The organism is Streptomyces sp. NPDC047117 (assembly GCF_040643545.1).
Taxonomy (GTDB): Bacteria; Actinomycetota; Actinomycetes; order Streptomycetales; family Streptomycetaceae; genus Streptomyces.
The window spans coordinates 390977-416224 of record NZ_JBEYUN010000004.1 but is presented as its reverse complement, the minus strand read 5'-3'; the positions used below and the strand labels follow the sequence as shown (position 1 = coordinate 416224).

22 protein-coding genes, 1 pseudogene and 1 riboswitch are annotated in these 25248 nt (G+C 71.5%); of the genes and pseudogenes, 9 read left to right on the top strand and 14 right to left on the bottom strand.

Translation table 11 applies throughout. The features are described from left to right. Window positions 1-33: 33 nt before the first annotated feature. Window positions 34-618 (top strand): NADAR family protein, encoded by a 585-nt coding sequence (locus ABZ840_RS10420; RefSeq protein WP_361556356.1) that lies wholly within the window; start codon window positions 34-36, stop codon window positions 616-618. 53 nt (window positions 619-671) lie between these two features. Here the strand turns inward: ABZ840_RS10420 and ABZ840_RS10415 are convergent, their stop codons facing one another. Continuing rightward, window positions 672-1412, bottom strand: a complete 741-nt coding sequence (locus tag ABZ840_RS10415) for a DUF4190 domain-containing protein (RefSeq protein ID WP_361556353.1) — start codon at window positions 1410-1412, stop codon at window positions 672-674. Window positions 1413-1651: 239 nt separating this feature from the next. Here ABZ840_RS10415 and ABZ840_RS10410 point away from each other — a divergent pair, with 239 nt between their 5' ends. Together ABZ840_RS10410 and ABZ840_RS10405 are read left to right on the top strand one after the other, a co-directional pair. Beyond that, window positions 1652-2677, top strand: a complete 1026-nt coding sequence (locus ABZ840_RS10410; protein ID WP_361556350.1) for an adenosine deaminase — start codon at window positions 1652-1654, stop codon at window positions 2675-2677. A gap of 482 nt (window positions 2678-3159) precedes the next feature. Next, window positions 3160-3621 (top strand): annotated as a pseudogene (locus tag ABZ840_RS10405) (peptidase); the annotation flags it as partial. Window positions 3622-3638: 17 nt separating this feature from the next. On the opposite strand, the gene ABZ840_RS10400 reads toward ABZ840_RS10405, so the two are convergent. Next, window positions 3639-4811, bottom strand: a complete 1173-nt coding sequence (locus ABZ840_RS10400) for a spermidine/putrescine ABC transporter substrate-binding protein (protein ID WP_361556347.1) — start codon at window positions 4809-4811, stop codon at window positions 3639-3641. A gap of 126 nt (window positions 4812-4937) precedes the next feature. Then, window positions 4938-6392 (bottom strand): gamma-aminobutyraldehyde dehydrogenase, encoded by a 1455-nt coding sequence (locus ABZ840_RS10395; protein WP_361556344.1) that lies wholly within the window; start codon window positions 6390-6392, stop codon window positions 4938-4940. A 206-nt stretch (window positions 6393-6598) separates the two neighbouring features. Here ABZ840_RS10395 and ABZ840_RS10390 point away from each other — a divergent pair, with 206 nt between their 5' ends. From ABZ840_RS10390 to ABZ840_RS10375, 4 genes are all read left to right on the top strand, one after another. Beyond that, on the top strand, window positions 6599-7072 hold the full coding sequence (locus ABZ840_RS10390; RefSeq protein ID WP_361556341.1) for an Lrp/AsnC family transcriptional regulator: 474 nt from the start codon (window positions 6599-6601) through the stop codon (window positions 7070-7072). Between the two features lie 2 nt (window positions 7073-7074). After that, window positions 7075-8436: an aspartate aminotransferase family protein gene (locus ABZ840_RS10385; RefSeq protein ID WP_361556338.1), complete on the top strand. Its 1362-nt coding sequence runs from the start codon at window positions 7075-7077 to the stop codon at window positions 8434-8436. Window positions 8437-8730: 294 nt separating this feature from the next. Further along, complete coding sequence (locus ABZ840_RS10380) at window positions 8731-9468, top strand: ATP-binding cassette domain-containing protein (RefSeq protein WP_361556335.1); 738 nt, start codon at window positions 8731-8733, stop codon at window positions 9466-9468. Next, the gene (locus ABZ840_RS10375; protein ID WP_361556332.1) at window positions 9450-10637 is read left to right on the top strand and encodes a hypothetical protein; all 1188 of its coding nucleotides are present in this window, start codon (window positions 9450-9452) and stop codon (window positions 10635-10637) included. The genes ABZ840_RS10380 and ABZ840_RS10375 overlap by 19 nt, the downstream gene beginning before the upstream one ends. 135 nt (window positions 10638-10772) lie before the next feature. Here the strand turns inward: ABZ840_RS10375 and ABZ840_RS10370 are convergent, their stop codons facing one another. From ABZ840_RS10370 to rlmN, 4 genes are all read right to left on the bottom strand, one after another. After that, window positions 10773-11798, bottom strand: a complete 1026-nt coding sequence (locus ABZ840_RS10370) for an ABC transporter ATP-binding protein (RefSeq protein ID WP_361556615.1) — start codon at window positions 11796-11798, stop codon at window positions 10773-10775. Window positions 11799-11861: 63 nt separating this feature from the next. Further along, window positions 11862-13478, bottom strand: coding sequence for an iron ABC transporter permease (locus ABZ840_RS10365; protein ID WP_361556612.1), 1617 nt, complete (start codon window positions 13476-13478; stop codon window positions 11862-11864). 92 nt (window positions 13479-13570) lie between these two features. Continuing rightward, window positions 13571-14647, bottom strand: coding sequence for a thiamine ABC transporter substrate-binding protein (locus ABZ840_RS10360; RefSeq protein ID WP_361556329.1), 1077 nt, complete (start codon window positions 14645-14647; stop codon window positions 13571-13573). 84 nt (window positions 14648-14731) lie between these two features. Continuing rightward, window positions 14732-14851: riboswitch (TPP riboswitch) on the bottom strand. Between the two features lie 97 nt (window positions 14852-14948). Further along, entirely contained in the window at window positions 14949-16055 is a 1107-nt protein-coding gene (gene rlmN / locus ABZ840_RS10355) for a 23S rRNA (adenine(2503)-C(2))-methyltransferase RlmN (RefSeq protein WP_361556326.1), read from the bottom strand. A gap of 210 nt (window positions 16056-16265) precedes the next feature. On the opposite strand from rlmN, the gene ABZ840_RS10350 reads away from it, so the two are divergent. Further along, a complete protein-coding gene (locus ABZ840_RS10350) occupies window positions 16266-16514 on the top strand; it encodes an SCO4226 family nickel-binding protein (RefSeq protein ID WP_361556323.1) in 249 nt (82 codons plus the stop codon). Between the two features lie 108 nt (window positions 16515-16622). Here ABZ840_RS10350 and ABZ840_RS10345 read toward each other — a convergent pair whose 3' ends face one another. The 5 genes from ABZ840_RS10345 to rpsB form a co-directional block, all read right to left on the bottom strand. Further along, window positions 16623-17753: a phosphatidate cytidylyltransferase gene (locus ABZ840_RS10345; RefSeq protein ID WP_361556320.1), complete on the bottom strand. Its 1131-nt coding sequence runs from the start codon at window positions 17751-17753 to the stop codon at window positions 16623-16625. Then, a complete protein-coding gene (gene frr, locus ABZ840_RS10340; RefSeq protein ID WP_361556317.1) occupies window positions 17753-18310 on the bottom strand; it encodes a ribosome recycling factor in 558 nt (185 codons plus the stop codon). The genes ABZ840_RS10345 and frr overlap by 1 nt, the downstream gene beginning before the upstream one ends. A gap of 296 nt (window positions 18311-18606) precedes the next feature. Next, entirely contained in the window at window positions 18607-19371 is a 765-nt protein-coding gene (pyrH, locus tag ABZ840_RS10335) for a UMP kinase (RefSeq protein ID WP_361556314.1), read from the bottom strand. A 204-nt stretch (window positions 19372-19575) separates the two neighbouring features. Next, the gene (gene tsf / locus ABZ840_RS10330) at window positions 19576-20412 is read right to left on the bottom strand and encodes a translation elongation factor Ts (RefSeq protein ID WP_361556311.1); all 837 of its coding nucleotides are present in this window, start codon (window positions 20410-20412) and stop codon (window positions 19576-19578) included. Between the two features lie 101 nt (window positions 20413-20513). Then, window positions 20514-21404 (bottom strand): 30S ribosomal protein S2, encoded by an 891-nt coding sequence (rpsB, locus tag ABZ840_RS10325; RefSeq protein ID WP_361556308.1) that lies wholly within the window; start codon window positions 21402-21404, stop codon window positions 20514-20516. 567 nt (window positions 21405-21971) lie between these two features. Here rpsB and ABZ840_RS10320 point away from each other — a divergent pair. After that, a complete protein-coding gene (locus ABZ840_RS10320) occupies window positions 21972-22757 on the top strand; it encodes a M23 family metallopeptidase (RefSeq protein WP_361556609.1) in 786 nt (261 codons plus the stop codon). 813 nt (window positions 22758-23570) lie between these two features. Here the strand turns inward: ABZ840_RS10320 and ABZ840_RS10315 are convergent. Next, the gene (locus tag ABZ840_RS10315; RefSeq protein ID WP_361556606.1) at window positions 23571-24110 is read right to left on the bottom strand and encodes a helix-turn-helix domain-containing protein; all 540 of its coding nucleotides are present in this window, start codon (window positions 24108-24110) and stop codon (window positions 23571-23573) included. 121 nt (window positions 24111-24231) lie between these two features. Further along, the gene (gene whiG / locus ABZ840_RS10310) at window positions 24232-25068 is read right to left on the bottom strand and encodes an RNA polymerase sigma factor WhiG (RefSeq protein WP_361556305.1); all 837 of its coding nucleotides are present in this window, start codon (window positions 25066-25068) and stop codon (window positions 24232-24234) included. Between the last annotated feature and the right edge of the window lie 180 nt (window positions 25069-25248).

The window sequence follows — 25248 nt, the reverse complement described above, 5'->3', positions numbered from 1 at the left end:
AGACGGACGGCGGAGAGAGCGGGGGCGACGGGGATGACGACGGAGGGGAGCGTGGCCGACGGGCCGCGGTCGGTGACGGAGCTGCGCACCGCACTGGAGTCGGGGAGTACGTACAAGTACGTCTACTTCTGGGGCCATGCGCCCCGCCGGGACGGCAGCCTGGGGGCGAGCTGCTTCAGCCAGTGGTGGCCGGCGCCGTTCACGGTGGACGGCGTGCGGTACCCCACGGCGGAGCACTGGATGATGGCCGGCAAGGCACGGCTGTTCGGAGACCGCCAGGCGCTGCAGCGGGTGCTCCGGGCCGGCCATCCCAAGCAGGCGAAGGACGCGGGCCGGACGGTGCGCGGCTTCGACGAGGAGACCTGGCGGCACCATCGGTACGCGCTGGTGGTCGAGGGCAGCCGACACAAGTTCGGGCAGGACCCGGCCCTGCGCGACTATCTGCTGGGCACGGGGAAGCGGGTCCTGGTCGAGGCGAGCCCGCTGGACCGGATATGGGGCATCGGGCTGGCCGCCGACGACGAGCGCGCGGCCGACCCGGAGCGCTGGCAGGGGCTGAACCTGCTGGGCTTCGCGCTGATGGAGGCGCGGCAGCGGCTGGCGGCGGCCGGGGACTGAGGCCGCCGGGCCCGGGCGAGGCGCGGCCGGGGTCCCGGAGGGGACGGCCGGGGTCAGCGGGCCGGGGCGGGGGCCGCGTTGTAGGTGTCGGAGTAGTCGTCGTCGTAGGGGGTGGTGCCGCGGTCCCCGCTGACACCGACGACGATCGCGAGGATCAGCAGGGCGCTGACCAGGACGCCGGCCACGCCGCAGAGCAGACCGGCCAGTGCCATGCCGCCGTTGGTCGCCTCGCCGCGGCCGGACTTGGACCGGCCGATCGCGCCGAAGATGATCGCGAGGACGCCCAGCACGACACCGAAGAACAGGGTGAGGCTGGAGACGATGGCGAGGATGCCGAGGACGAGCGCGGCAATGCCCATGCCGTTGCTCGGCTGTCCGGGCCAGCCGGCCTGCGTACCGGGCCCCCCGGGCACGGGGCAGTGCCCGGCGCCGGGTATCCCGGCAGGCCCCGGGCCGTAGGGGCCGGGGTGCGCGGGGCCGGGTGCGGCGCCGTGCGGCGGGTAGGCGTACGCGTCGCCGTGCGGCAGGCCGCCGTAGGGCTGCGGGGCGTACGGCGCTCCGTAACCGCCCTGCTGAGGTCCGCCGGGGTAGGACATGCCGGGGACGGCGGCGTGCCCGGGGGCCGGCGGCGGCGCGGGCACGGCGAAGCCGGCGCCCGCGGTGGGCCGGTCGTGGGGTGCCATGCCGTACGGCGCTCCGCCCGGTGCGCCGGGCTCCGGCCGGCGCGGGGCCGGCGCGTCCTCGGACGGCGGCGCCCACGGGTCGCGCGGCTCGGGCTGCTGACTGTCGGACATGGCTCTCCCCCATTGGCTCGCTCCATGCTAAGACCTGCCCCGCCGCTCGGGGCCGGGCCAGGAGGCCGGACCGGAGCCGCCGGGACGGGACTTCGGGCCGGACGCCGAGGGCGCGGGCCGGAGCGGGCGCACCCGTACCCGACCAGGAGCGGCCTCCCCGTCCCCGCCGCCGGGCGCCCGCATACGATGACGAGCGGCCGGCGTCCGTCGGCCGACGCTCCGCCGACCAGGAGGCACTGTTGTCCGATCTCGACGCATTCATCGCGGGCCTGCCCAAGGCGGAGCTGCACGTCCATCACGTCGGCTCGGCCTCCCCCCGCATCGTCGCCGAGCTGGCCGCGCGCCACCCGGACTCCAAGGTGCCCACCGACCCCGAAGCGCTGATGGACTACTTCACCTTCCGGGACTTCGCGCACTTCATCCAGGTCTACCTCTCCGTCGTCGACCTCATCCGGGACGCCGAGGACGTGCGCCTGCTGACGTACGAGGTCGCCCGCGACATGGCGCGGCAGAACATCCGGTACGCCGAGCTGACCGTCACCCCGTACAGCTCCACCCGGCGCGGCATCCCGGACGCCGCGTTCGTCGAGGCCATCGAGGACGCCCGCAAGTCCGCCGAGTCCGAGCTCGGTGTCGTCCTGCGCTGGTGCTTCGACATCCCCGGCGAGGCGGGGCTGGAGTCGGCGGAGGAGACCGCGCGGATCGCCTGCGACCTCAAGCCCGAGGGGCTGGTCTCGTTCGGGCTCGGCGGGCCCGAGATAGGCGTGCCCCGCCCGCAGTTCAAGCCGTACTTCGACCGCGCGATCGCCGCGGGCCTGCGCTCCGTGCCGCACGCCGGCGAGACCACGGGCCCGGAGACGGTCTGGGACGCGCTCAACGAGCTGCGCGCCGAGCGCATCGGCCACGGCACCAGCTCCGTACAGGACCCGAAGCTGCTGGCCCACCTCGCCGAGCACCGCATCCCGCTGGAGGTCTGCCCGACCTCCAACATCGCCACCCGCGCGGTCCGCACCCTCGACGAGCACCCGATCAAGGAGATGGTCGCGGCCGGCGTGCTGGTGACGATCAACAGCGACGACCCGCCGATGTTCGGCACGGACCTGAACACGGAGTACGGCGTGGCCGCGCGGCTGCTGGAGCTGGACGAGGCGGGCATCGCCGCGCTGGCGAAGAACGCGGTCGAGGCCTCCTTCATGGACGGCCCGGCCAAGTCCCGGCTCGCCGCCGAGATCGACACGTACACCAGCACCTGGCGCACCCCCTGACGCACCGACGCGGCGGGCCCGTGCGCACCGGGAGCGCCGTGGCCCACCGGGGTGGCCCCCACCTCCGGCCGGCCGCACGCGCCACTCCGAGCGCTCCCGGCTCTCTTCTCCGGGCGTCCCCCAGGGGCCGTCCCCGTCAACACTCCTGGTCCCGGGGGCGCTTGCCCCCGACGGTTCTCCGGGACCGTGCCCTCCCCGCCGACGATCCGCACCGTCTCCGGTGATCACGAAGATGGCCGCACACACCACGGCGCATCCGCCCCGGCACCCGGAGTACCCGTCGTGCACCTTTCCGCCCGCACCGTCCGTACCGTCCTCGCCGCCGCCCTCGTGCTCGGCCTGACCGGCGCGGGCATCGCCCCCGCCCTCGCGCACCCCCGCCCGGCGCACGCCACCGCCGGCCCCGTCCACCCCACTGGTACCGCACCCGACGCCGAGGCGCTGCGTGCGGCGATCGCCGGGCTGCCCGACAGCGACGCGACGCCGGCTTCCCCGGCGGCGACCCGCGCATCCACGGCCCGCACATTCGCGGCTACCAGGCGGTGCGGCGGGCCGACGGCACCACGAGGTTCGTCGATGTCACCGAGTGGAACCAGACGGACCGCTTCGCGGCGGGCGACATGATCTCCAGCACCCGCGATCTGGAGGTCTTCACGAAGGCGCTCTTCGCGGGGCAGGTCGTGCCGAGGCCGCAGCTGCGGGAGATGTTCACGACGCCCGCGGACATCAAGGGCGCCACCTACGGCGCGGGCCTGCAGCGCATGGAGCTCGACGGCACGGTGTTCTGGCTCAAGACCGGCGCGCGCTACGGGTACGCGAACGCCATCGCGTCCACCGAGGACGGCTCGCGCACCCTCGTCCACTCGGTGAACGCGACCGACGCGAAGGGCGACGGCATGAACCCGGTGACCCGGCGGATCGCGCCGGCCGCGGCCGGCGGCTGAGCCGCGCCCGCACCGGCCTACAGCCCCACCAGCGCGTTCCACCGCTTGGAGAACTCCGGGCGCTCCTTCGACGTGATGTCCCGGGCGATGGCGAGGCGGTCGCGCATCGAGTCGTCCGGGAAGATCAGCGGGTCCTCGGCCAGCGCCGCGGTCTCCTCGTCCTTCGACGAGGCGAGCACGTCCCGGGCGGCCGGCACCGGGCAGACGTAGTTGACCCAGGTGGCCAGCTCCGCGGCGACCTCCGGCTCGTAGTAGTAGTCGACGAGCCGTTCCGCGTTGCGCTTGTGCGCGGCCAGGTTGGGGATCATCAGGCTCTCCGACCACAGTTCGGCGCCCTCCTCGGGGACCACGAACTCGATGTCGGGGTTGTCGGCCTTGAGCTGGATGACGTCGCCGGAGTACGCCTGCGCGGCCAGCACGTCACCCGAGGAGAGGTCCTTGATGTAGTCGTTGCCGGTGAAGCGGCGGATGTGCTTCTTGCGGACGAGCGCCGCGATCCGGTCGGTCATGGTGTGGAAGTCGTCCGCCGTCCAGCGGGTGATGTCCACGCCGTCGCCCTGCATGAGCAGCGCGAACGCCTCGTCCATGCCGGCCAGCAGGGTGACCCGGCCGCGCAGGTCGTCCGCCCACAGATCGCCGGTGTGCTTGATCTCCCGGCCGAGCTTCTTGCGGTTGTAGGCGATGCCGGTGATCCCGGACTGCCAGGGGACGCAGTGCGTGCGGCCCGGGTCGAACGACGGCTTGAGCAGCAGCGGGTCCAGGTGCTTCGCGACATGCGGCTGGCGGTCCCGGTCCATCTCCTGGACCCAGCCGAGCCGTACGAAGCGCGAGCACATCCAGTCGCTGATGACGATGAGGTCGCGCCCGGTGGGCTGGTGGTTCATCAGCGCAGGGCTGATCTTCCCGAAGAACTCGTCGTTGTCGTTGATCTCTTCGGTGTACGTCACGGATATCCCGGTGCGCTTCTCGAACGCGTCCAGGGTGGGCCGCTTCTGCTTGTCGTGGTCGTCGACATCGATGTACAGCGGCCAGTTGGCGAAGGTGAGGGCCTTGTCGGCGGCCGAACGGTCGGGGGCGCCGCGCTGACCGGCCCGTACGTACGCGGGCGGTACGCCGCACCCCGCGGCCGCCGCCAGAAATCCGACCGAACCGACACCTCTGAGCAGCGCACGCCGCGAAAGACCATCCATGTGAGGACTCTCACGCGTCGCGGGCCGGGGCGGCAACAGACAGATCGTCTGCTGCCGGGCCCCGGCCCGCGACGGTGTGTCAGGTGCCCCGCACGGCACCCGACTTCCGGCCGACGATGTCGGTCGTCAGCCGTCCAGCGAGGTCATGACGTGCTTGACGCGGGTGTAGTCCTCGAAGCCGTAGGCGGAGAGGTCCTTGCCGTAGCCGGACTTCTTGAAGCCGCCGTGCGGCATCTCGGCGACGAGCGGGATGTGGGTGTTGATCCACACGCAGCCGAAGTCGAGCTTCTTGGACATCCGCATGGCGCGGGCGTGGTCCTTGGTCCACACCGAGGAGGCGAGCGCGTACTCCACGCCGTTGGCCCACTCGGTGGCCTGGTCCTCGTCGGTGAAGGACTGGACGGTGATGACCGGGCCGAAGACCTCCTGCTGGATGATCTCGTCGTCCTGCTTGAGGCCGGAGACGACGGTCGGGGCGAAGAAGTAGCCCTTCTCGCCGACCTGCTGACCGCCCGCCTCGATCTTGGCGTGCGCGGGCAGGCGCTCGATGAAGCCCTTGACCTGCTTGAGCTGGTTGGCGTTGTTCAGCGGGCCGTAGAGCACGTCCTCGTCGTCGACCGCGCCGGTCTTGGTGTCCGCAGCCGCCTTGGCGAGCGCGGTCACGAACTCGTCGTGGATGGACTCCTGGACGAGCACGCGGGTCGCGGCCGTACAGTCCTGGCCCGCGTTGAAGTAACCGGCGGTGGAGATCTCCTCGACGGCCTTGGCGATGTCGGTGTCCTCGAAGACCACGACCGGCGCCTTGCCGCCCAGCTCCAGGTGGACCCGCTTGAGGTCCTTGGAGGCGGACTCGGCGACCTGCATGCCGGCCCGCACGGAACCGGTGATGGAGGCCATCGCCGGGGTCTTGTGCTCGACCATCAGGCGGCCGGTCTCGCGGTCACCGCAGACGACGTTGAAGACGGCCTTGGAGTGGCCGAGCTCCGCCAGCACGTCGCCGATGATCTCGCCGATGAGGACCGTGGACGCCGGGGTGGTGTCCGAGGGCTTGATGACGACGGTGTTGCCCGCCGCCAGGGCCGGCGCGAACTTCCACACCGCCATCATCATCGGGTAGTTCCAGGGCGCGACCTGGGCGCAGACGCCGACCGGCTCGCGCCGGATGATGGAGGTCAGGCCCTCCATGTACTCGCCCGCCGAGCGGCCCTCCAGCATCCGCGCCGCACCGGCGAAGAAGCGGATCTGGTCCACCATCGGCGGGATCTCCTCGGAGCGTACGAGGGCGATCGGCTTGCCGCAGTTCTCGGACTCGGCGGCGATCAGTTCCTCGGCGCGCTCCTCGAAGCGGTCGGCGATCTTGAGGAGCACCTTCTGGCGCTCGGCGGGGATCAGGTCGCGCCAGGCCGGGAAGGCGGCCTCGGCCGCGGCCATCGCGGCGTCGACGTCGGCGGCGGCCGACAGCGCGGCGGTGGCGTACACCTCGCCCGTCGCCGGGTTGACCACGTCCGTGGTGCGGCCGTCGGCGGCGTCCCGGAACTCCCCGTCGATGTAGTTGCGCAGACGACGCAGTTCGGTGGTCACGTGCGACCCCTCCTGTCAGGTGTCCGGTGTCAGATGACCGGTGCTTGGTGTCCGGTGGATGAGATGCCCACCCTAACCATGCGAGCCCCGTTTTCGACATACCCACGCGCCAGTAACAACGGAATCCGTGGCATTGACTTCAGTGAACAACTGATTTCGCCGAATCGGGGTTGCGCGACGGACGAGGCTCGTGCACAGTGATGGGCATGGCCACCCGTGACAGAAGCGGCACTCCGTCGATCGACTCCGTCTCCCTGGCGATCATTGAGCAGCTCCAGGAGGACGGGCGCCGTCCGTACGCCGCGATCGGCAAGGCCGTGGGCCTGTCCGAGGCGGCCGTACGGCAACGCGTACAGAAGCTGCTCGACCAGGGTGTGATGCAGATCGTCGCCGTCACCGACCCCCTCACGGTCGGTTTCCGGCGGCAGGCAATGGTCGGAATCAACGTCGAGGGCGACGTCGATCCCGTGGCAGAGGCCCTCACGGGCATGTCCGAGGTCGAGTACTGCGTCGTCACCGCCGGTTCCTTCGATCTGCTGATCGAGGTCGTCTGCGAGGACGACGATCACCTCCTGGACGTGATCAACAAGCGCATCCGCACGCTTCCCGGCGTGCGCACCACCGAGAGCTTCGTCTACATGAAGCTCAAGAAGCAGACCTATACCTGGGGAACGCGATAACCATGAGCGCCGACCTTTCCAAGACGGCGTACGACCACCTGTGGATGCACTTCACCCGCATGTCGTCGTACGAGAACGCCCCCGTGCCGACCATCGTCCGCGGTGAAGGCACGAACATCTACGACGACAAGGGCAAGCGCTACATCGACGGCCTCGCCGGCCTCTTTGTGGTCAACGCCGGCCACGGCCGTGTCGAGCTGGCCGAGACCGCGTCCAAGCAGGCCCAGGAGCTCGCCTTCTTCCCGGTGTGGTCCTACGCCCACCCCAAGGCCGTCGAGCTTTCCGAGCGCCTGGCGCACTACGCCCCCGGCGACCTGAACAAGGTCTTCTTCACCACCGGCGGCGGCGAGGCGGTCGAGACCGCCTGGAAGCTCGCCAAGCAGTACTTCAAGCTCACCGGCAAGCCGATGAAGCACAAGGTCATATCCCGCGCGGTGGCCTACCACGGCACCCCGCAGGGCGCCCTGTCCATCACCGGTCTGCCCGGCCTGAAGGCCCCCTTCGAGCCGCTGGTCCCCGGCGCGCACAAGGTGCCGAACACCAACATCTACCGCGCCCCGATCCACGGCGACGACCCCGAGGCCTTCGGCCGCTGGGCCGCCGACCAGATCGAGCAGCAGATCCTCTTCGAGGGCCCGGAGACCGTCGCCGCGGTGTTCCTGGAGCCGGTGCAGAACGCCGGTGGCTGCTTCCCGCCGCCGCCCGGGTACTTCCAGCGGGTCCGCGAGATCTGCGACCAGTACGACGTGCTGCTCGTCTCGGACGAGGTCATCTGCGCCTTCGGCCGCCTCGGCACGATGTTCGCGTGCGACAAGTTCGGCTACGTCCCGGACATGATCACCTGCGCCAAGGGCATGACCTCGGGCTACTCCCCGATCGGCGCCTGCATCATCTCCGACCGCCTGGCCGAGCCGTTCTACCAGGGTGACAACACCTTCCTGCACGGCTACACCTTCGGCGGCCACCCGGTCTCCTCGGCCGTGGCGCTGGGGAACTTCGAGATCTTCGAGCGCGAGGGCCTGAACAAGCACGTCCTGGAGAACGAGGGCAACTTCTCCTCGACGCTGCAGAAGCTGCACGACCTGCCGATCGTCGGCGACGTCCGCGGCAACGGCTTCTTCTACGGCATCGAGCTGGTCAAGGACAAGGTCACCAAGGAGTCGTTCAACGACGAGGAGACCGAGCGCGTCCTGTACGGCTTCCTCTCGAAGGCGCTGTTCGACGCCGGCCTGTACTGCCGCGCCGACGACCGCGGCGACCCGGTCATCCAGCTGGCCCCGCCGCTGATCGCGGACCAGACGGTGTTCGACGAGATCGAGCAGATCCTGCGCGGCGTCCTCACGGAGGCCTGGGCGAAGCTCTGATCCGCGGTACCGAGCTGTCCCTCCGGCCCTCACCGGAGGGAACGGGCGGAGCGGGGCCACGGAACCCGCTCCGCCCGACCTGCTCGCGGCGGTCCCCGAAAAGGGGACGCACAACGGAACAACCGGCGGCCGAGGTCACTCATTTCAAGCCATATGAGTGAACCTCGGCCGTCTTCCGTGCTGACCGGTGAATGGCGGGACCCGGCAGTACCTACCGTGCTTGTGACCGATACCCTCCATGGTCGTTCACCCGGTCAGGGGAACGAAGGACGCGAGCGAGCACGAGGTGCGCAGATGGTGGCCCCGCCCGACAACGACGTTCTATGGGCTCGCGGACTGCACCACGCCCACGGTCAGAGCCCCGCACTCACCGGCATCTCGCTCGGTGTGCGCGAAGGGGAGATCCTGGCCGTCACCGGTCCGCGCGGCAGCGGCAAGACCACGCTCCTGAAGTGCCTTTCCGGGCAGCTCGTCGCCGACAGCGGCGAGGTCTGGTTCAACAGTCACCCGGTCCACACCCTCTCCGCGACCAGCCGGGAGCGGCTCCGGCTGGACCGTTTCGGCTGGGTCGGCACCGAGCCCCGGCTCGTCCCCGAGCTGACCGCCCGGGAGAACGCCGCGCTGCCGCTCCTGGTGCGCGGCGAGGGCCACCGGGCGGCGCAACAGGCCGCCACCGAGTGGCTGGAGCGGCTGGACGTCGCGGACTGCGCCAAACGGCGGCCGGCGGCCCTGGACCGGGCGCAGCAGCAGCGCGTGGCCGTGGCCCGCGCGCTGGCCGTCGCCCCGCAGGTGCTGTTCGCCGACGAGCCGACGGCGCCGCTGCACCGCGCCGACGCCGCCCAGGTGCTCCGGACGATCGTCAACGCCGCCCGCTCCCACGCCATCAGCGTCGTACTGGCCACCCAGGAAGCGGAGGCGACCACGCTCGCCGACCGCACCCTCGCCCTGCTGGACGGCCGGCGGGCCGCCGCGGGCCAGGCCGAGGGCCCCGCAGAGACGGAAGGCAGGGAAGAGTGCTCGCTCTCCGTCTAGGCCGGGGCGCCCGTCCGGCGGTGCACGTGCGCCGCCTGCTGGTCGTCGCGGCGGCGGCCGGCACGGCCTTCCTGCTGCTCGCCACGCTCGGCCACGCCGTCGACACACCGGGCGACAGCGCCGGATCGGCGCTGCGGCTGGCCTGGTGCCTGATCCCGCTCGCCGCCACCGCGCAGCTCGCCGTCGCCGTGGCCCGTACGGATCCGGCCGCCCGGCTGCACGACGGCATGACGGCCGCCGGGCTCGGCCCGGTCCGGCTCACGCTGATCGCCGCCGCCACGACCGTGCTCGGCTGCGTCCTGGGCAGCCTGCTGGGCCTGCTGGCCTTCCTGCGGCTGCGGGGCGCCCTGGGCGGCGCGCCGGTGGGCCCCGAGGCGCTGCTCGGCCGCGACCCGCTCCCGTACGCCGCGGTCGGCGTGCTGCTCGCCGCGGTCCCCGTGGTGGCCGGCGTCGCGACCGCCGTGGTGCTCCGCCCGGGCCGGAACGAGCCGTCCGCGCCGTGCGCCGACGACCCGCCCCGTACCGCCGGCGCCACCCCCGCCGGACTTCCCTGGGGCATCGCGCTCACCGCTGCCGGACTCGCCCTGGAGGTCTACGCGGCAGGCCACACCGGCCCCGGCGCCCGGCTGCTGCGGCTGCCCGGCGGGCTGGTCACCGGCGAGGCGGGCGTGGTGACCGGCTGGCTGCTGTCGGCGGCCGGCCTGGTGCTGGCCGCGCCCGGGCTGGTCCACCTCATCGGGCGCGTGCTGGGCATGGGCCGCAGCGGCGCGGTGCGGCTGCTGGCCGGCCGGGTGCTGCAGGAGGAGTCCCGCCGGGTGGGTCGCCCGCTCGGCGTCCTGATGGCGGCCGCTTCCGGCGGCTACGCCGGGTACGTGGTGTACGGCCCCGGCGCGTTCGCCCTGCACGGCCACGACGGCCGCGCCTCCTTCGGGCCGCTCACCGCGCTCGGCACCGGCCTGGTGCTCGCCTGCACGGCGCTGTGCGTCCTGATCACCGTGGCGGAGTCCCGTACCGCCCGCTCCGCCACGACCGAGGCGCTGCGCCGCCTCGGCACCCCCGCCGGCCTCCTCCGCCGCGCCGCGGCGCTCCGCGCGTCCGTCCTCGTCGTCGTCCTCGCGGCGGTCACGGGCGGCGTCGCCCACCTGGCAGCGGGGCCGCTGGGGGGCTGAGACTCCGGGGGCCGCTCGGGGTGGCCTGCTCCGGGAGTCCCGGGCGCCCGGCCCGGCCGAGGGGGGCCCGGCTCGACTTCACGGGAGGGACGGGGCCGGAGGCCCGGCCTCCGAAGGAGGGGCCCTCCGCCAGGGTCAGTCCTCCGCCGGCAGGACCACCACGTCGCTCGCCGTGAACGCCGCGCCCACCCGCGCGCCCACCTCCGGCGCCGACGCGAGGGGGCAGGCCGCGTCGAGTTCGGGGCCGGCCGCCGGACGCAGGCGCAGCGCGACGTGCGTACCGCGGAAGGTGCGCGCCGCGACGGTGCAGGGCAGGCCCTCGTGGAGCGGCACCGGGCGGACGCCGGCGGGGCGGACGAGGAGGCGGCAGGCGCCCTCCCCCGTACCGTCCGGGACCGGCACCTTCCCCCAGGCCGTGTCGGCGGCCTCGCCGGTGACCGTGGCCGGTACGACGTTGTCGAAGCCGAGGAAGCGCGCGACGAACTCGTCGGCGGGGCGCTGCCACACGTCCAGCGGCGTTCCGGCCTGCGCGATCCGTCCGTCCCGCATGATCACGACCCGGTCGGCGAGCGCGAAGGCCTCGCCCTGGTCGTGCGTGACCGCCAGGACGGTCGTCCCCAGCTCTTCGAAGAGCCGCCGCAGTTCGACCACGAGGCGTTCGCGCAGGCCGCGGTCGAGCTGCCCGAGCGGCTCGTCCAGCATGAGCAGCCGGGGCCCGGGGGCCAGCGCTCTGGCCAGCGCGACGCGCTGCTGCTCGCCGCCGGAGAGCGAGCCGACGGCACGGCGCCCGGCGCCGGGGAGGCCCACCAGATCGAGCAGTTCGGCGACCTTGCGCTCCCGCTCGGCGCGCGCCGTGCCCCGCATGCGCAGCCCGAAGGCGACGTTGCCCGCCACGTCGCGCTGCGGGAAGAGCTGGTGGTCCTGGAACATCAGCCCGACGCCGCGCCGGTGGGTCGGCACGGTACGCAGGTCCCGGCCGTCCAGTACGACCTCTCCCGCGTCGGCCTGCTGCAACCCGGCGATCACCCGCAGCAGGGTGGACTTGCCGCTGCCACTGGGGCCGAGGACGCACACCGTCTCGTGCTCGGCGACGTCCAGCCCCACCGTGTCCAGCGCGGTGTGCGCCCCGAAGCGCACGGTGAGGCCGCCGAGCCGCAGCAACGGCGCCCCGGACGGGGCGCGTTCGGCGGACGCGGCGGAACCCTCCGCCGGGTTTTCGGTCACCTAGAACTCTCCCGTCCGGTCGGTGCGTACCCGCTCCAGCACCAGCAGCGCCGCCGCGCACACCACCATCAGAATCGTCGACAGGGCCATCGCCTGCCCGTAGTTGAGCTCCCCCGCGCGGCCCAGCAGCCGGGCCACGGCCACCGGCAGGGTGGGCCGGTCCGGGCTCGCGATGAACACCGTCGCGCCGAACTCGCCGAGCGACACGGCGAAGGCGAAGCCGGCCGCGATGAGCAGCGCCCGCCGCACCAGCGGCAGGTCCACCTCGCGCCACACCTGCCAGGGCGCGGCCCCCAGCACCGCGGCGGCCTCCCGCAGCCGCCCGTCCACCGCACGCAGCACCGGCAGCATGGTCCGTACGACGAAGGGCACGCCCACGAGAGCCTGCGCCAACGGCACCAGCCACCACGAGGCGCGCAGGTCCAGCGGCGGCTCGTCCAGCGAGATCAGGAAGCCGAAGCCGACGGTCACGGCGGAGACGCCGAGCGGCAGCATGAGCAGCGCGTCGAAGCCGCGGACGAGCCGGCCGCCGCCCCGCCGCGCCAGCGCCGCCGCGGCGAGCCCGCCGACGACGACGGCGATCGCGGTCGCGGCCACCCCGTACGCCAGCGAGTTCCACAGGGCCGTCAGCGGCGGCACGGTGAACGTCGAGTCGGCACCGGCCGCGGCCTGCAGCGCCCGGTAGAAGGCCGGGCCGTGGCCGTCGGGCCCGGCGAAGGACCGCTCGACCAGTACGGCCAGCGGCAGCACCAGCAGGACGACGATCACGGCGAGCGTGCTCCACAGCAGCGCCCACTGCCCGGCCCCGCGCGGCCGGCGCGCCGTGTGCGCCGCGTCCACGAGCCTCAGCGCGCTCTCGCGGCGCCGGACCGTCCACGCGTGCAGCCCGAGGAGGGCGAGGACCGCGGCGAACTGGAGCAGGGTGAGCACCGCTGCGGTCGGCAGGTCCAGGAAGTCGGCGGTCTGCCGGTAGATCTCCACTTCGAGGGTGGCGTAGCGCGGCCCCCCGAGGATCTGCACGATGCCGAACGAGGTGAAGGTGAAGAGGAAGACCATCAGCGCGGCGGCGGCCACGGCGGGCGCGAGCGCGGGCAGGGTCACCTGCCGCCAGGCCGCGAACCGCCCGGCGCCCAGCACCCGCGCTGCCTCCTCCTGCCGCGGGTCCAGGGCGCCCCAGAGCCCGCCGACGGTCCGTACGACGACCGCGTAGTTGAAGAAGACGTGCGCGAGCAGGATCGCCCAGACCGAGGTGTCCAGCCGTACGCCCCAGAGGTCGTCCAGGAGCCCGCCGCGGCCCACGAGCGCGAGGAAGGCGGAACCGACGACGACGGTGGGCAGCACGAACGGCACGGTGACGACCGCCCGCAGCAACCTCTTTCCGGGGAACTCGAAGCGCGCGAAGACGTACGCGCCCGGGAGCGCGATCAGCAGCGTGAGTGCTGTGGAGGCCGCCGCCTGCCAGACGGTGAACCACAGCACGTGCAGCAGGTCGGGGTCGCCGAGCACGTCCGCCGCCCGCCCCCACTGCCAGCTGCCGCCCTCCCGCAGCCCCCGCCCGACGATGGTGATCACCGGGTAGGCGAAGAAGAGAACGAAGAAGCCGAACGGCAGGGCCATCAGCGCCAGTCGGGTCACCGTGGCGCGGGTGCCACCGGCACGGGTGGGGGGCGCCACCCCCGGCGGGGGTGCAGCCGTGGCTCCTCCGCCCTCTACTTCAGCACGAGCGACGACCACTGCTTGATCCACTGTTCGCGGTTCTTGCTGATCTCCTCGGGCGCCACCGTCTTCGGGTCGTCGATCTTCTGCCCGTACTCGGTGAACAGTTCGGGCACCTTCGCGTCCTCGACGGCCGGGTTCACGAACATCTGCAGCGGCATGTCCTCCTGGAACTCCTTGCTGATCAGGAAGTCCAGCAGCGCCTTGCCGCCCTTCTCGTTCGCCGCGCCCTTCAGCAGTCCGGCGAACTCGATCTGCCGGAAGCAGGTACCGGTGGCGACGCCGGTCGGCGCCTCCTTCGGGGCCGGCTTCTTGTCCATCACCTCGGCCGGCGGGCTGGAGGCGTACGAGACGACCAGCGGCTTGTCGCCCTTGCCGCCACCGCCCCCGGAACCGGAGAACCGCTCGTAGTACGCCTGCTCCCAGCCGTCGACGGCCTCGACGCCGTTGGCCTTGAGCTTCTTCCAGTAGTCCTGCCAGCCGGCCTTGCCATATCGCGCGATGGTGCCGAGCTGGAAGGCCAGCCCCGGCGACGACGTGGCCGGATTCTCGGTGACCAGCAGCCCCTTGTACTCGGGCTTCAGAAGGTCGTCGAAGGTCTTCGGCGGCGCGATCCGGTGCTTCTTGAAGTACGCCTTGTCGTAGTTCACGCAGGTGTCGCCGTAGTCGACGGGCGTCACGCGGTGCTGCGCCTTGTCCAGCTGCAGCTTCTCCGGCACCCCGGCCAGCCCCTTGGCCTTGTACGGCGTGAACAGCCCCTCGTCCAGCCCGCGGGAGAGCAGCGTGTTGTCGATGCCGAAGAAGACGTCGCCCTGCGGGTTGCCCTTGGTCAGTACCGCCTGGTTGACGGCCTTACCGGCGTCGCCGCCCTTGACCATCTGCACCTTGTAGCCGCTGCGCCGCTCGAACTCGGCCAGCACGGACTTCGAGACGGCGAAGGAGTCGTGCGAGACGAGCTTGACGGTCTTGGTGTCGGCCGACCCGCCGCCGGACGTACCGCAGCCGGCCAGCGCCGTACCGCCCACCGCGACGGCGACGGCCGCCACCACGGCGTTCCTGATGGTGCTCACTGATTCATTCCTCCTGGCTGGCCAGGAAGAGACGCGGCCCCGCCCGCGGCGTCAGGTGGACCGGAGCCGCGGGCAGGGCGCAACAGCATGAGGAGACCGAACTTCCTACCCGGAATGACCCGGGCGAGGTTCAAGGGTCTGCGGCAGCGGCATCGGCTTCACTGCTCGCACTCTCAGCGCTGTGGCGCTCCCCTGTCGGATGGTGTGCGTGATAGGTGATGTACGAACGTTCGACGCCACGGTACCAGCGCGCCGCCGCCCTTCCGAGGGCCCACGTGCTTCCACGTGCTCCCTAGGTCCGTCAGCGCTCCGAGGCCGCGAGCTGGCCGCACGCGCCGTCGATCTCCTGCCCACGGGTGTCGCGCACCGTCACCGGCACGCCGTGCGCCGCGATCGCCTCGACGAACGCCTTCTCGTCCTCGGGCCGGGAGGCGGTCCACTTCGAGCCGGGGGTGGGGTTCAGCGGAATCAGGTTCACATGCACCCGCTTCCCCTTGAGCAGCCGCCCGAGCAGGTCACCCCGCCACGCCTGGTCGTTGATGTCCCGGATCAGCGCGTACTCGATCGAGATACGGCGCCCGGACTTCTCCGCGTACGTCCACGCCGCGTCCAGCACCTCACGCACCTTCCAGCGCGTGTTCACCGGCACGAGCGTGTCCCGCAGCTCGTCGTCCGGCGCGTGCAGCGAGACCGCCAGCCGGCACTTGAAGCCCTCGTCGGCGAAGCGCAGCATCGCCGGCACCAGCCCCACCGTGGACACGGTGATCCCCCGCTGCGACAGCCCCAGCCCGTCCGGCTCGGGGTCGGTCAGCCGCCGGATGGCCCCCGTCACCCGGTTGTAGTTGGCAAGCGGCTCGCCCATGCCCATGAAAACAATGTTCGACAGCCGCGCCGGCCCGCCCGGGATCTCCCCGTCCCGGAGCGCCCGCATACCGTCGACGATCTGATGAACGATCTCGGCGGTCGACAGGTTCCGGTCCAGCCCCGCCTGCCCCGTCGCACAGAACGGGCAGTTCATGCCGCACCCGGCCTGCGAGGAGATGCACATCGTGACCCGGTCCGGGTACCGCATCAGCACCGACTCGACCAGCGTCCCGTCGAAGAGCTTCCACAGCGTCTTCCGGGTCTGGTCGTCGTCGCACGAGATGTGCCGCACCACACTCATCAGCTCCGGCAGCATCTCGGCCGCGAGCTTCTCCCGCGCCGCGGCCGGGATGTCCGTCCACTGCTCCGGGTCGTGCGCGTACCGCGCGAAGTAGTGCTGCGAAAGCTGCTTGGCGCGGAACGGCTTCTCCCCGATCGCCGCCACGGCCTCCTTGCGCTCGGCAGGCGTGAGATCGGCAAGATGCCGCGGCGGCTTCTTGGCCCCCCGCGGCGCGACAAAAGTAAGTTCTCCAGGTGCAGGCATGGTCCGTCCAGTGTGGCAGATCATCGAGGGCGCCCCGGGCGGGAGAAGGGTGGGGGCCGTCACCCCGCCGTAGCGCCGGGCGCCTCCCGACCGTGGGCCGTCCGGTCGCCGCTGCGGGCGTACGGGCAGACGATGGAGGTGACGGAGCCGGTACGCGGGCTCGGCGCATCTCGGCGGCGGGACGCGCGAGCCGGAAGGAGGCGCAGCGTCATGGCCCAGTTCATGGACGTCCACCACGGAATGAAGGACCTCACGGCCGACCAGCTGCGACAGGCCCACCAGGCCGATCTCGACATCGAGAAGGAAGAAGGCGTCCACTTCGAGAAGGCCTGGGCGGATCCGGGGTCCGGCACGGTCTACTGCCTCTCCGAGGCACCCTCGGCCGACGCGGTCCAGCGCATCCACGAACGCGCCGGTCACCGGGCCGATGAGATCCACCCGGTCCCCTTGTCCGTGTGACGGCACGGCCCCGGACCGCGGAGAACCGCGGGCAGGGATGCGTACCCGACGCTCACAGGCCCCCGCGCAGCTCGCGCGGGGGCCTGTGGGGTGGAGCGAGGAGGCGCGTCAGCCCGTGCCCACGAAGAGGACCAGGAGGAGCCAGACCACCGGGGCCGTGGGCAGCAGGGAGTCCAGGCGGTCCATGATGCCGCCGTGGCCGGGCAGCAGGGTGCCCATGTCCTTGATGCCCAGGTCCCGCTTGATCATGGACTCGCCGAGGTCGCCGAGGGTGGCGCTGGCGGCGACGGCGAGGCCCAGGAGCAGGCCCTGCCACCACGCGCCGTTCTCGATGAGGAACTCCATGCACAGCGCGCCCGCCGCCATGGCGAAGGCCACCGCGCCGACCAGGCCCTCGCGGGTCTTGCCGGGGCTGATGCGGGGAGCGAGCTTCGTGCGGCCGAAGCGCCAGCCGACGGCGTACGCGCCGGTGTCGCTGACGACCGTGAGCAGCAGGAAGGTCAGTACCCGCTGCGGCCCGTCCGCGTCCGCCGCGAGCATCAGGGCCACGAACGTCGCCAGGAACGGCACGTAGAACGCCGCGAAGACGCCTGCCGTGACGTCCCGGAGGTAGTTGTCCGGAGCCTCCGTCATGCGCCAGACGAGGACCGCGAGCGCGGTGAGCGCCATGGCCACCCAGGCGCCCTCGGCCCCGCGTACGTATCCGGCGACGACCATGGCCGTACCGCCGACCGCGAGCGGCACCAGGGGCACGCGGATGTCCTTGCGCTCCGCGAGCCGGGAGGTCAGCTCCCAGAGCCCGACGACCACGGCGACCGCGACGACGCCCACGAAGACGGGCTTGTAGACGAACAGCGAGAGCACGATGATCACGCCGAGGCCGACGCCCACCCCTATGGCGGCCCGCAGGTTGCGGCCCGCGCTCTTCTTCGCCGGCTTCTCCGGGGAGGGGCTGTCGTCCGGTGCCGGCGGGGTTGTGGGCATGGGTTCCCGGTGCTGGTCATCGTGGAAGAGGGGGCCACTCAGCCGAGCGGCCCCCCGTTCGTCCCGGTGGTCGTCCTGGTCTCCGCCTGCGTCGGGCACGGTGGGCATGGGCCGAGTCTGCGCTGCCGCGGCCCGGTCGTGCACGGGACCCGCCGACGGGGCTGCCGGTACGGTGCCAGGTGGCCACGGACCGGCGCCGGGTGGGGTCCCGCCTGCCGAGGGCGTGGGGCGGGCCCCCCAGGATGACTCGTTCATCAGACCTCGAGCAGCTCGGATTCCTTGTGCTTGAGCAGCTCGTCCACCTGCGCGACGTACTTCGCGGTGGTGTCGTCGAGCTCCTTCTCGGCGCGGCGCACCTCGTCCTCGCCGGTCTCCTTGTCCTTGACGAGCTTGTCGAGGGTCTCCTTGGCCTTGCGGCGGATGCTGCGGATCGAGATCTTCGCGTCCTCGGCCTTGTTCTTGGCGACCTTGATGAACTCCTTGCGGCGCTCTTCGGTGAGCTCGGGGAAGTTCACGCGAATGATGTTGCCGTCGTTGCTCGGGTTGACGCCGAGGTCGGAGTCCCGGATGGCCTGCTCGATGTTGCGCAGCGCGCTCTTGTCGAACGGGGTCACCACGGCCATCCGCGGTTCGGGCACCGAGAACGACGCCAGCTGGTTGATCGGCGTCAAGGCACCGTAGTAGTCCGCCACGATCTTGTTGAACATCGCCGGGTGCGCACGCCCGGTGCGGATCGCGGCGAAGTCCTCCTTGGCGACCACGACGGCCTTCTCCATCTTCTCCTCGGCCTCGAGGAGGATCTCTTCGATCACCACTTGCTCCTGGTCTTAATCGTAAGAAGCAGAGCCTCGCCCCTGCGCGCGTCTTCTCCTGCACGGTGTCCGACCGGCAGGCGGTTGTCCATCCCCGTGCCGTGGTCTTCCCACGGCCGGGAGTTGCCGCGCGTACGGGCTGCCGTCCGTACGTCTCGTACCGGCGAACGCGTGCTTCCCGTACGGCTCGTACGGCCGGCACGTGCTGCCCCTACGGATCGTACGGACGGGCACGGGATGCCCGTACGGATCGTACGGACACCTGCTGCCCGTACGGATCGCGGCGGTGCGGGCCGTCAGGCCCTGGTGCCCTGATCGCTGACGAGCGTGCCGATCTTCTCACCCTTCACGGCGCGCGCGATATTGCCCTCTGCGAGCAGCTCGAAGACGAGGATCGGAAGCTTGTTGTCCCGGCACAGCGTGATGGCGGTGGCATCGGCGACCTTCAGGTCGCGGGTGATGACCTCGCCGTACTCCAGCGCGTCGAACTTCACCGCGTCGGGGTTCTTCTTGGGGTCGGAGTCGTAGACGCCGTCGACCCCGTTCTTGCCCATCAGCATGGCCTGCGCGTCGATCTCCAGAGCGCGCTGGGCGGCAGTGGTGTCGGTGGAGAAGTACGGCATGCCCATGCCCGCACCGAAGATGACCACGCGGTCCTTCTCCAGGTGGCGGATGGCGCGCAGCGGGATGTACGGCTCGGCGACCTGGCCCATGGTGATGGCGGTCTGCACGCGGCAGTCGATGCCCTCCTTCTCCAGGAAGTCCTGGAGGGCCAGGCAGTTCATGACCGTGCCGAGCATGCCCATGTAGTCGCTGCGGGCGCGGTCCATGCCGCGCTGCTGCAGCTCGGCGCCGCGGAAGAAGTTGCCGCCGCCGATCACGATGGCGATCTCGTACCCGTCACTGACCACGGCCGAGATCTCACGGGCGATGGCGTGCACGACGTCCGGGTCGACACCCAGACCTCCGCCGCCGGCGAACGCCTCCCCCGAAAGCTTCAGCAGGAAGCGGCCCTTCCCCTTTTTGTGGGCTTTGTCCGCGCCGTCGGCACCGTGATTCATTGCGCTCTCCTCGTGCACATACGAAGAAGGCCATTGCCGGGGAACTGGTCAGATCCCTGTGCGGCAATGGCCTCCTCGTCACATCTGCGGCCGGCCGGTGAGCGGCCGACTGCGTACGACCCTAGCGGGGCCGCGGGTCATTCGCTGCCCTGCGACAGGCCCGGCCCTGAAGGCCGTGGCCCGGCGGCAGGGTTTCGGCTCGACTCAGATGCCGACCTTGATGCGCGCGAAGCGCTTCAGGGTGACACCGGCCTCCTGGAGGACCTTCTCGACGGACTTCTTGTTGTCGAGGGCGTACGGCTGACCGAGCAGCGTCGCCTCCTTGAAGAAGCCGTTGACGCGACCCTCGACGATCTTCGGCAGGGCAGCCTCGGGCTTGCCCTCCGCACGCGTGGTCTCCTCGGCGACGCGGCGCTCGGCCTCGACGACGTCGGCCGGCACGTCCTCGCGGGACAGGTACTTCGGCGCGAACGCGGCGATGTGCTGCGCGATGCCCTTGGCGACCTCGGCGTTCTCCTTGTCGAGCTCGACGAGGACGCCGATCTGCGGGGGCAGGTCGGGCATGGTGCGGTGCATGTACGCGGTCACGAAGCCGTCGTTGAACTGCGCGAAGCGGTCCAGGACGATCTTCTCGCCGAGGTTCGCGTTGGCCTCGTCGACGAACGCCTGGACGGTCTTGCCGGCCTCGATCTCGGAGGCGAGCAGGGCCTGGATGTCGGCCGGCTTGGTGGCGGCGACGTGCTCGGCGATCTGCTTGGCGACGGCCTGGAACTTGTCACCCTTGGCGACGAAGTCCGTCTCGCACTTCAGCTCGACGATGACACCGGCGGTGTTGTCGTCGGCGATGAGGGAGACGACGGCGCCGTTCTCGGCGGACCGGCCCTCGCGCTTGGCGACGCCCTTCTGGCCCTTGATGCGCAGCGCCTCGACGGCCTTGTCGACGTTGCCCTCGGCCTCGTCCAGCGCCTTCTTGCAGTCCATCATGCCGGCGCCGGTGAGCTCACGGAGCTTCTTGACGTCAGCGGCGGTGTAGTTCGCCATGATCTGTGAATCTCTTCTCGAAAGTCGAAAGATCTACGGGTGAACGGCGGGGGCGGCGCTTGTGGCACCGGCCCCCGCCGTCATCATCCGATGCTGAGGTGTCAGGCCTGCTCGGCCTCGGCCTCGGCCGGCTTCTCGGCCTCGGCGGCGGGGGCCTCGGCAGCAGCCTCGGCCGGCTTCTCCTCGGCCTTGGCCTCGTCGGCCTTGGGCTCCTCGGCCTTCTTCTCGCCCTCGAGCAGGTCACGCTCCCACTCGGCCAGCGGCTCGCCGGCGGCCTTCTCGCCCTTGGCCTCGGCACCACCGGAGCGGGCGATGAGGCCCTCGGCGACGGCGTCGGCGATCACGCGGGTGAGCAGGGTGACGGAGCGGATCGCGTCGTCGTTGCCCGGGATCTTGTAGTCGACCTCGTCGGGGTCGCAGTTGGTGTCGAGGATGGCGACGACCGGGATGTTGAGCTTCCGGGCCTCGCCGACCGCGATGTGCTCCTTCTTGGTGTCCACGATCCAGACGGCGCTGGGCACCTTCTGCATCTCGCGGATACCGCCGAGGGTCTTCTCCAGCTTGGCCTTCTCGCGCGAGAGCACGAGAAGCTCCTTCTTGGTGAGACCGGAGGCCGCGACGTCCTCGAAGTCGATCTGCTCGAGCTCCTTGAGGCGCTGCAGACGCTTGTAGACGGTCGAGAAGTTGGTCAGCATGCCGCCGAGCCAGCGCTGGTTCACGTAGGGCATGCCCACGCGGGTCGCCTGCTCCGCGATGGCCTCCTGGGCCTGCTTCTTGGTGCCGACGAACATGACGGAGCCGCCGTGGGCGACGGTCTCCTTGACGAACTCGTAGGCGCGGTCGATGTACGACAGCGACTGGAGCAGGTCGATGATGTAGATGCCGTTGCGCTCGGTGAAGATGAAGCGCTTCATCTTCGGGTTCCAGCGGCGGGTCTGGTGCCCGAAGTGGACGCCGCTCTCCAGCAGCTCCCGCATCGTGACGACGGCCATGGCCGTTCTCCTTGTGTTTCTCGGTTCCACTGCGGCCGGGCGGCCGCTGTGCCTGACGCCCCTGCGCGCCTGCCTGCACGGGGACTCCGGCATGAACCGGGGCACCTATCCAGGACCGAGGGACGCGGCCACCGTGTGCGCTGCGTCTCCACTGCGCTTCGCGTGAAGCACGGGGAGTGACGCGCTGGTGGCGGGGCGTGCGAAGTCGACCCGGTCACCCGGATCGCCACAAGAAGTGTACGGGAACGCCGAACCACCTAGCGACATGCCGCCGGAAGGGGGCGGGAGGGCGAGGCCCGGGCTGCGCGGGCTCCGCCCGGCGGATGGGCTGCTCCCACACTCACACGAGTTACGGCGTTGTCCACACCAGGACCGTCGTCCACAGCCTTTGACCAAGATCCCCCGTCCTCGGCCCGCATCCGCCACGGTCAGGCCATGAGCCAGTCACGCCACCTCTCTCGCCCCCGTCCCGACCGGGACCACGGCACTGCGCGTAGTGCGGGTATTACCGCTCACGCCCTCACCTGTGCCCTCACGGGCACCATCGGTTGCGTCGCGGGATGCGTCATCGGCTTCGTGTTCCTGGTCGGCCCCGCCCCCTTCCCCGCTCCGCCACCCGCGGTGGCGGATGCGGCGGTCGGCGCTCGCACTCCACCCCCCGACCGAACCCCCTCGGAGAGGCAGACCCCCAGCGGAACGTCCGCAACCCGCGCCTGGCCGGTCGCCGGCACAACAGGCGCGCGCCCGGCCGTCTTGCGCCCCTGGTTGCCTCCACCCACCCCTTGGGCGGCAGGCCACCGCGGCGTGGACCTTGCCGCGCGCGCCGGAGCGACCGTACGAGCAGCCGCCCCCGGCCGCGTCACGTTCGCGGGCAAGGTCGCCGGCCGCGGCGTACTGACCATCGCCCTGACCGGCACCGGCCGCCCACCGCTCCGCACGACGTACGAACCGGTGCGCCCCACGGTCCGCAAGGGCACCCATGTCAGAGCGGGTCAGCCCGTCGCCGTCCTCCATTCCGGCCCGTACCACTGCGACACCGCCTGCCTCCACTGGGGCCTGCGCCGCGGCCACGCGTACCTGGACCCGCTCTCCCTCCTCCCACCGTCCCTGCTCAAGAACGCCGCACCCCGCCTGCTCCCGGTCTTCCCCATCCCCGAACCCCCGGCCAAGCCCCCTCCCGACAAGCCCCGTCCCCCACCCCTGTCCCCCACAGCGACGGCCCTCGCCCCCAACCCCGGCCTTACCACAATCACCGCAGCCATCGCGCTAGCAGCAACAGCAACTTGGTCCCACACCCGCCTACGCCACAGAAAAACCACCGAAGAGAACCGGAGGGAGGTGACGGCCTTGTAGCCACTGGGCGCGTACGGGCTCGGTGGCACCACTCCGCCCCTGACCAGGACGCTCCCAGCAACGGCACGAGTGCGGCGACCGACGCCGAGCACGAGTACCGCCCAGTGATGAGAGGACGCCGGAGAGGGAACTGCTGGGGTTGAGCGGGCGTGGCCGGCGCTGGACACGGACGGGGCCGCCTGCGGGCGGTGACGGAGCGGGGCGGGGCGGGGCCACATTCGGTGCTGAGTAGGTCCCTCGGGCGCGGACGGGGCCACATTCGGGCGTTGAGCCGGCCCCTCGGGTGCCGAGCCGGTCCCCCCTCAGGCGCCGACGCGGCCGCCTTCGGGGCCGCGAGCGTGCCCCAGCGCTGGCGGCATGGCCAGCCGTGGTCGCGGGAACGACCGACGCTGAGCCCGGGAGAGGACGGCCGGCGCTGGATCCGGGCTGCGGCCGGTGGGGCCGGGCTGCGGCCGAGGTTGAAGCCGGGCTATGGCCACGGCCGACGCCCGATCGAGGGCACGCCCGATGCCGGGTCGAGGGCACGACCAACGCCGGGCCGGGCACGACCGGCGCTGGGCCTTGACGAGGCCGGCGCCGGGTCCGGATGCGGCCGACGCAGGCACCCCCGCAGCTGGGGGGCAAGGCCGTCGGCGCGTGCTGGGCCAGGGCTGGACCGGACTGGGCCGAGCCGTGCTGGGCTGGGCTGGGCCGAGCCGTGCTGGGCTGAGCCGGGCCGGGTGGGGCTGGGCTGGGCTGGGCTGGGCTGGGCCGGGCCGGATTGTCTCGGAGGTGGTGGTGGAGGGGGGTGGGCGGGGGGGGAGGAGAGGAGAGTCAGCCTCGGACGCCGCGGAGGGTCATTGCCACCGCCGCCTCCGTGATCTCCGTCGGGTCCTCCGCCGCTCCCAGCTCGATGCGGCGGACCGCGGCGTCGACGACGCCCTGCAGGAGCATCGCGGCGAGCCTCGGCTGCTCGTGGCCGAGCGCCGCCAGGGCCTCGACGATCATGGCGATGAGGCCGCCGTGCGCGGCGCGGATCTTCTCGCGGGCGCCGGCGTCCAGCTCGCCCGCCGAGATCGCCACGACAGCGCGGTGCCGGCGGTCGCCGACGAGGGCGAGCTGCTGCCGTACGTACGCCTCGATCTTCTCCTCGGGCGTCTCGACGCGCTCCATCGCGGCCTCGACCTCCGCGGCCCATACCGGGAAGTCGACCGCGCAGAGCTCTTCGACGACGGCGGCGCGGGAGCGGAAGTACTCGTACACGGAGGAGCGCGCGAGGCCCGTTCGCTCGGCGAGGGCGGGGAAGGACAGGGCCTCCGTACCGCCTTCGGACAGCAAGGTACGAGCAGCGTCCAACAGGGCGTCGCGCTGCATGGTCCGGTGCTCGGCCACTGAGGCCGCTCGAATCCTGGGCACGCCACCACTGTACGGATGCGTCCCCGGCAGTGGCACTCCGCGGCACGGCGTAAAGCGTGGCGCGCGGCGTCAGCGGTGGTCAGCGACCTACGTCGGCGAGCTTGGCGCGCAGCTGGAGGACGGACTTGGTGTGGATCTGGCTGACCCGGCTCTCGGTGACGCCGAGGACGTTGCCGATCTCGGCGAGGGTCAGCCCCTCGTAGTAGTAGAGCGTGACGACGGTCTTCTCGCGTTCGGGGAGCGTGTTGATGGCCCGGGCGAGCAGTCGGCGGAGCTCGCGGTCCTCGGCGATCTCGACCGGGTTCTCGGCGGCCGTGTCCTCGAGGGTGTCCATCAGGCTCAGCCGCTCGCCGCTCTCGCCGCCGGCATGCAGCAGTTCTTCGAGGGCAACGACGTTGGCCAGGGACAACTGGCTGAAGACGGCGTGCAGTTCTTCGAGCGCGATGCCCATCTCCGCGGCGACCTCGGCTTCGGAGGGGGTCCGGCGCAGCTGCGCTTCGAGCGTGGCGTACGCGCGCTCGACGGCCCGTGCCTTCTGGCGGACCGAGCGGGGGATCCAGTCCAGGGCCCGCAGTTCGTCGATCATCGCGCCGCGGATGCGGGTGATGGCGTACGTCTCGAACTTGATGGACCGTTCCGGCTCGAATTTCTCGATGGCGTCGATCAGCCCGAACACACCGCTGGAGACGAAGTCGGCCTGCTCGACGTTGGGCGGCAGGCCGACGCTGACGCGGCCCGCGACGTATTTGACCAGCGGTGAGTAGTGCAGGATCAGCTGCTCCCGCAGCCGTTCGTCGCCCGTCGCCTTGTAGGAGCGCCAGAGCTCCTCTAGCGAGGTGGGCGCTGCCGGGCGCACGCTGCCGCGGGCGGCGGGAGGTACCGCCGCGCGGTCAGACCCGGAAGTGTGCTGGGGCATTCGTCGCCTTGAGCCGTTCTGCCGAGACGCTGGTGAAGAGGTGCGTGAGGGTCGGGTGGTCCGTGGAGGGCGGATGCCTTGCGAGCGTAGCGTGACTACGCCGTCGCAGTGTGCGATCAGAGCGTGTTCGGGAGTGCGCAGATTCGTCCGGTAGTCCGCACCCTCGGATGACGGCAGGCG

Excerpts from the sequence above, each read along its gene's own strand:
- ABZ840_RS10420 (WP_361556356.1), top strand. The coding sequence starts at position 34 with ATGACGACGGAGGGGAGCGTGGCCGACGGGCCGCGGTCGGTGACGGAG.
- ABZ840_RS10415 (WP_361556353.1), bottom strand. The coding sequence starts at position 1,412 with ATGTCCGACAGTCAGCAGCCCGAGCCGCGCGACCCGTGGGCGCCGCCG.
- ABZ840_RS10400 (WP_361556347.1), bottom strand. The coding sequence starts at position 4,811 with ATGGATGGTCTTTCGCGGCGTGCGCTGCTCAGAGGTGTCGGTTCGGTC.
- ABZ840_RS10390 (WP_361556341.1), top strand. The coding sequence starts at position 6,599 with ATGGCCACCCGTGACAGAAGCGGCACTCCGTCGATCGACTCCGTCTCC.
- ABZ840_RS10385 (WP_361556338.1), top strand. The coding sequence starts at position 7,075 with ATGAGCGCCGACCTTTCCAAGACGGCGTACGACCACCTGTGGATGCAC.
- ABZ840_RS10380 (WP_361556335.1), top strand. The coding sequence starts at position 8,731 with ATGGTGGCCCCGCCCGACAACGACGTTCTATGGGCTCGCGGACTGCAC.
- ABZ840_RS10365 (WP_361556612.1), bottom strand. The coding sequence starts at position 13,478 with ATGGCCCTGCCGTTCGGCTTCTTCGTTCTCTTCTTCGCCTACCCGGTG.
- rlmN (WP_361556326.1), bottom strand. The coding sequence starts at position 16,055 with ATGCCTGCACCTGGAGAACTTACTTTTGTCGCGCCGCGGGGGGCCAAG.
- ABZ840_RS10350 (WP_361556323.1), top strand. The coding sequence starts at position 16,266 with ATGGCCCAGTTCATGGACGTCCACCACGGAATGAAGGACCTCACGGCC.
- ABZ840_RS10345 (WP_361556320.1), bottom strand. The coding sequence starts at position 17,753 with ATGAACGAGTCATCCTGGGGGGCCCGCCCCACGCCCTCGGCAGGCGGG.
- pyrH (WP_361556314.1), bottom strand. The coding sequence starts at position 19,371 with ATGAATCACGGTGCCGACGGCGCGGACAAAGCCCACAAAAAGGGGAAG.
- tsf (WP_361556311.1), bottom strand. The coding sequence starts at position 20,412 with ATGGCGAACTACACCGCCGCTGACGTCAAGAAGCTCCGTGAGCTCACC.
- rpsB (WP_361556308.1), bottom strand. The coding sequence starts at position 21,404 with ATGGCCGTCGTCACGATGCGGGAGCTGCTGGAGAGCGGCGTCCACTTC.
- ABZ840_RS10315 (WP_361556606.1), bottom strand. The coding sequence starts at position 24,110 with ATGCAGCGCGACGCCCTGTTGGACGCTGCTCGTACCTTGCTGTCCGAA.
- whiG (WP_361556305.1), bottom strand. The coding sequence starts at position 25,068 with ATGCCCCAGCACACTTCCGGGTCTGACCGCGCGGCGGTACCTCCCGCC.